Origin of the sequence: Pseudomonas sp. NPDC088429 (assembly GCF_044753305.1) — a bacterium.
Taxonomy (GTDB): Bacteria; Pseudomonadota; Gammaproteobacteria; order Pseudomonadales; family Pseudomonadaceae; genus Aquipseudomonas; species Aquipseudomonas rustica.
Window position 1 is genome coordinate 1 of sequence record NZ_JBIVMX010000123.1, and the last position, 5,453, is coordinate 5,453.

At 60.5% G+C, this 5,453-nt stretch carries 5 protein-coding genes; 2 read left to right on the forward strand and 3 right to left on the reverse strand.

Annotated features, from left to right (window positions below):
- Positions 1–320: 320 nt before the first annotated feature.
- Genes ACIP66_RS28030 through ACIP66_RS28040 form a run of 3 tightly spaced genes read right to left on the reverse strand, consistent with a single transcriptional unit; the run spans position 321 to position 2,704 of the window.
- Positions 321–716, reverse strand: coding sequence for a DNA polymerase III subunit chi (locus ACIP66_RS28030; RefSeq protein WP_400652466.1), 396 nt, complete (start codon positions 714–716; stop codon positions 321–323).
- An 8-nt stretch (positions 717–724) separates the two neighbouring features.
- Positions 725–1,153, reverse strand: coding sequence for a DNA polymerase III subunit chi (locus ACIP66_RS28035; protein WP_400652469.1), 429 nt, complete (start codon positions 1,151–1,153; stop codon positions 725–727).
- 60 nt (positions 1,154–1,213) lie between these two features.
- Positions 1,214–2,704 (reverse strand): leucyl aminopeptidase, encoded by a 1,491-nt coding sequence (locus ACIP66_RS28040; protein WP_400652471.1) that lies wholly within the window; start codon positions 2,702–2,704, stop codon positions 1,214–1,216.
- Between the two features lie 308 nt (positions 2,705–3,012).
- Here ACIP66_RS28040 and lptF point away from each other — a divergent pair, with 308 nt between their 5' ends.
- Both lptF and lptG read left to right on the forward strand, forming a co-directional pair.
- Positions 3,013–4,134 (forward strand): LPS export ABC transporter permease LptF, encoded by a 1,122-nt coding sequence (gene lptF / locus ACIP66_RS28045; protein WP_053117386.1) that lies wholly within the window; start codon positions 3,013–3,015, stop codon positions 4,132–4,134.
- Positions 4,127–5,188 carry an LPS export ABC transporter permease LptG gene (gene lptG / locus ACIP66_RS28050; RefSeq protein WP_400652474.1) on the forward strand — a complete coding sequence of 354 codons (1,062 nt, stop codon included), beginning with the start codon at positions 4,127–4,129 and terminating at the stop codon, positions 5,186–5,188. Before lptF ends, lptG begins: the two co-directional genes overlap by 8 nt.
- The last annotated feature ends 265 nt before the right edge of the window (positions 5,189–5,453 follow it).

The following is a 5,453-nucleotide window of genomic DNA, read 5'->3' on the forward strand; positions in this document are numbered from 1 at the left end:
TAGTTCTCGGACTCCCAGGTGTTGTACCAGGAAGTTTCAATGGCGTGCGGCTGGTAGGTCTTATCCATGCGCGGCGGGACCCTATTGGCATTAATTCAGGAAAAGCCGACGAGTATAGCGGGGCATGGGGCCGAGGGCGAGCGGGGGGAGAGGGGGGGTAGGCACTAATGTTGGAGTGGGCCTTTGTGGCGAGGGGATTTATCCCCGTTCGGCTGCGAAGCAGTCGTCATTCCCGTAAATATGCGTTGAGCATCAAATGCTGGGGCCGCTGCGCAGCCCAACGGGGATAAATCCCCTCGCCACAGGAGGCGCGGGGGGCTTTATTCGTATTGGCTGAGCAGCCTTTCCATCCGCGCATCAAGGCGCCGTTTGATTTCGGTTTCGATGTGCGGCGCGAAGTCGTCGATCACGTCTTGCATGATCAATTGCGCGGCGGCGCGCAGTTCGCTGTCGAGGTGGAGCAGGGCGTCCGGGCCTTTATTCACCGGTTTCGCAGGTTGCGCGGCCGGCGCCGGCGTTGGCGCAGGTTGCGGTTCGACGGCTGCCTGCTCTTGGCCGACCGCCTCGAACAACATCGGAATCTGTTCCTGTTCACCTTCATCGACCGTATCGGTCAACAGCGGTGGTTGCAGGTTGTCGTCGCCGAGCAACTGACGGATCGATTCGAGATCGTCGAGCAGGTGTGTCGGCTTTTGCTGCGGTTTCGGAGTGTCCATTGGAATGCTCAGAGTCGCTGTAAACGGTGATCTTGCAGAGGATAGCCCTGTTCGCGGTAGAAGCGAAAACTCTCCCGCGCCGCGGCACGAATCGTCGGGTCTTCGACCACCACTTCCGCCACCCGGGCGAACTTGTTGGCGAAGGCCGGGACTTTCAGGTCGAGGTTGACCAGCAAATCCTGATGCTGACCGCAGTCATCACCCACACCCAGCACGATCAAACCGTCCGGTTCGCTGTCGGCAGGGCCATGCGGCACGAAGCTTTCGCCCTTGAACGCCCACAGGAGCGCATCGAGATCGTCACGCTGGGCGGCATCGCTGCAATGCAGATAGATGCGGTGACCCATGCGCCAGGCTTTCTCGGTGAGCTTGCAAGCGAAGTCCAGGCGAGCCGAAGGGTCGGCGCTGGGCAGAATGTAAAAATCGACTTTGGTCATTGCGGTTCCAGAGCGGCAAGCGACGTCACCGGAGAGTGACGCCGCCGCCCATCAGCGGGTTCAGGCTTTGGCGCGATCCAGCAGGTACTGGGTCAGCAATGGCACCGGACGGCCAGTGGCGCCCTTGTCCTTGCCGCCACTGGTCCATGCGGTGCCCGCGATGTCCAGGTGCGCCCAGTTGAGGTTCTTGGTGAAGCGCGACAGGAAGCACGCGGCGGTGATGGTGCCGGCTTTCGGGCCGCCAATGTTGGCGATGTCGGCGAACGGGCTGTCCAGTTGCTCTTGATACTCATCGAACAGCGGCAGCTGCCAGGCGCGGTCGTCAGCAGCCTGGCCGGCGCTGAGCAGTTGGCCGATCAGTTCGTCGTTGTTGCCCAGCAGACCCGAAGTGTGCGCCCCCAGCGCGACGACGCAAGCGCCGGTCAGGGTGGCGATGTCGATCACCGCTTGTGGCTTGAAGCGCTCGGAGTAGGTCAGCGCGTCGCACAGCACCAGACGGCCTTCGGCGTCGGTGTTGAGGATTTCCACGGTCTGGCCGCTCATGGTGGTGACGATGTCGCCTGGACGGGTCGCGTTGCCGCTCGGCATGTTTTCCGCGCAAGCGAGGATGCACACCAGGTTGATCGGCAGTTTCAGCTCAAGCACGGCGCGCAGGGTACCGAACACCGAGGCAGCGCCGCCCATGTCGTACTTCATTTCGTCCATGCCGGCGCCCGGCTTCAGGCTGATGCCGCCGGTGTCGAAGGTGATGCCTTTGCCGACCAGTGCGTACGGCTTCTCGGATTTCTTGCCGCCGTTGTATTGCATGACGATCAGACGTGGCGGTTGCTCGCTGCCTTGGCCGACGGCGTAGAAAGAACCCATGCCCAAAGATTTGATCTTCTTCTCGTCGAGGACTTCGACTTTCAGATCCTTGAATTCTTTGCCCAGGTTTTTGGCTTGTTCGCCAAGGAAGGTCGGGTGGCAGATGTTCGGTGGCAGGTTGCCCAGATCACGAGTGAAGGCCATACCGTTGGCGATCGCGGTGGCGTGATTCACGGCGCGCTGCACTTCAGCCTGGGCAGCCTTGATGGTCAGCAGGGTGATTTTTTTCAGTACGCGCGGTTCGGCTTTCTGGCTCTTGAACTGGTCGAAAGTGTATTCGCCGTCCACCAGGGTTTCCGCCAGCAGTCGGGTTTTGCCGTAGCTGTCGCGGTTTTTAACAATAACTTCATCCAGCGCCAGCACGGCGTCGCTGCCGTTCAGGCCTTTCAGAGTATTGAGGATACCGGCAACGATTTTGCGGAACGGACGGTCGCCCAGTTCTTCATCCTTGCCCACGCCGACCAGCAGCACGCGCTCGGCTTTGAGGTTAGGCAGGCTGTGCAGCAGCAGGCTTTGACCGACTTTGCCGGCCAGATCGCCACGCTTGAGGACGGCGCTGATCGCGCCACCGCTCAGTTCGTCGACCTGTTTGGCGGCGGCGCCGAGTTTGCGGCCTTCGCCGACGGCAACCACCAGGGTGGCGGTTTTCAACGTTTCTGGGCTAACGCTTTTTACAACCAGTTCCATGTCCGGATCCCTGAATGAATGGTCAACACGCAGGCGTTCGACGGTGTCCGCAGTCGCCTGCTTATAAATAGAAGAGGCGCAGGCCAAAGCCTGCGACAAGGGCCGCAGTTTGAACCTCGCTCCCCGCGCCTGACAACCCTCGGTTGTACGATCTGCAACGGATTACAGACATGGATGAGTGTGCGCAGTGACAGGCGCCCCCAATCACAGGATAATGCCGCATCTTTTTCCGACGGCTCTGCGTTGCGGGCCGGTCGGTGTGTTTGCTTGTTTGGCCGCCTTAGCCTGACAACCCTGGAGTGTCTGGTTTGATCGTCTTCCGTTATCTGTCCCGCGAAGTCCTGCTGACCCTCAGCGCCGTGAGTGCCGTGCTGCTGGTCATCATCATGAGCGGTCGCTTCATCAAATATCTGGCTCAGGCCGCTGCCGGCCAGCTCGATCCGGGCTCGTTGTTCCTGATCATGGGCTTTCGTCTGCCGGGGTTCTTGCAACTGATTCTGCCGCTGGGCCTGTTCCTCGGGATCCTGCTGGCCTACGGTCGCCTGTACCTCGAAAGCGAAATGACCGTGCTCTCGGCCACCGGCATGAGCCAGCAGAAGCTGTTTCGCATGACCCTGTTTCCGGCGACCCTGGTGGCGTTGGTGGTGGCATGGCTGAGCCTGGGCTTGGCCCCGCAAGGCGCCAACCAGTTTCAGTTGCTGCTGAACAAGCAGGACGCGCTGACCGAATTCGACACCCTCGAACCGGGTCGCTTCCAGGCGCTGCGCGACGGTACGCGGGTGACGTACACCGAAACCCTGACCGACGACCGGATCAATCTGGGCGGCGTGTTCATTTCGCAGAAAAACCTCGGTGCCGACAAAAAGGATCGCGGGATTTCCATTCTGGTGGCCGAGTCAGGTCTCCAAGAGAGCCGCAAGGACGGCACCCGCTACCTGATCCTCAAAAACGGTTACCGCTATGACGGCAGCCCGGGTCAGGCGGATTATCGTGCGGTGCATTACGAGACCTACGGTGTGCAGCTGCCCAAGCCTGAAGTCAGTGAAGAAGTCACCGACCGTGACGCCATGCCGACCTCAGCCTTGCTTGGAAGTGATGACATCCGCTCCAAAACCGAACTGCAATGGCGTCTTTCCCTGCCGCTGCTGGTGTTTATCGTGACCCTGATGGCGGTGCCGCTGTCGCGGGTCAATCCGCGTCAAGGGCGTTTCCTCAAGCTGCTGCCGGCGATTCTTCTTTATATGGCTTACCTGACCATCCTGATTGCCGCCCGTGGCGCCCTCGAAAAAGGCAAGATCCCGCCGACCCTCGGGTTGTGGTGGGTGCACGCGATCTTCCTGTTTATCGGTCTCGGCCTGCTTTATTGGGAGCCTTTGCGCCTGAAGATGGCCAGCCGTCGCAGCGCTGCGCTGGAGGTGGCTCGTGGTTAAACTCGACCGCTACATCGGCAGCAGCGTGTTCATGGCGATCATCGCCGTGCTGGCGATCATTCTGAGTCTGGCGACCTTGTTCGCTTTTATCGATGAAATGAGCGACGTCAGCGACACCTACACGCTGATGGATGTGCTGAGCTTCGTGATGCTCACCGCGCCGCGCCGTCTCTACGAAATGCTGCCGATGGCCGCGCTGATTGGCTGTCTGATCGGTCTCGGCAGTCTGGCCAGCAGCAGCGAACTGACCGTGATGCGCGCCGCTGGCGTCTCAATCGGACGCATCGTCTGGGCAGTGATGAAACCGATGCTGGTGCTGATGCTGGCCGGTTTGTTAATCGGCGAATACGTCGCGCCGGCCACCGAAAGCATGGCTCAGGCCAATCGCTCGCTGGCCCAGGGCAGCGGCGATGCGCAAAGTGCCAAGCACGGTATGTGGCACCGTCAGGGTGAAGAGTTCATCCACATCAACGCCGTTCAACCCAACGGTTTGCTGTACGGCGTGACCCGTTATCACTTCGACAAAGAGCGTCATCTGCTGAGTTCGAGCTTCGCCAAAAAAGCCGAATTCGACAAAGATCACTGGCAGCTTAGCGATGTCACCACCACGGTTTTCCATGAGCGCAGAACCGAAGTGGTCAATGTGCCGGCCGAGCGCTGGGACGTGTCCCTTAGCCCGCAGTTGCTCAGCACGGTGGTGATGGCGCCGGAATCGCTGTCGATCAGCGGTCTGTGGGGTTACATCCACTATCTGTCTGAACAAGGCCTGAGCAACGGCCGTTATTGGCTGGCGTTTTGGGTCAAGGTGTTGCAGCCGCTGGTGACTGCTGCGTTGGTGTTGATGGCGATCTCGTTCATCTTCGGCCCGCTGCGTTCGGTGACCCTCGGTCAGCGTGTGTTCACCGGTGTGCTGGTCGGCTTCACCTTCCGCATTGTCCAGGATTTGCTCGGCCCTTCGAGCCTGGTGTTCGGTTTCTCGCCGCTGTTTGCGGTGCTGGTGCCGGCCGGCGTGTGTGCGCTGCTCGGTGTCTGGCTGCTGAGACGGGCCGGTTGATGCCGCCGGTTTTGCCAGTGTTTTAACCTCGAAAACGCCTCGGTCGACAGACCGGGGCGTTTTTGCATGCAATCCGGGTGACAGGTGAACGTGACGCTTGCGCCGTGTATCAGGTACAATTCCCGGCTATTTTTCGGCGGGCTATGCCTGCAGCCTTTTTGAGTGTTGATCACTGTGTTCGGCGTGTCATATAAGCAATTTCTGGTGCGTCGCCCAGGGTGGGGGGGGCGGGGGGGGGGGGGGCGGGCGGGGCATCGGGGGGGGC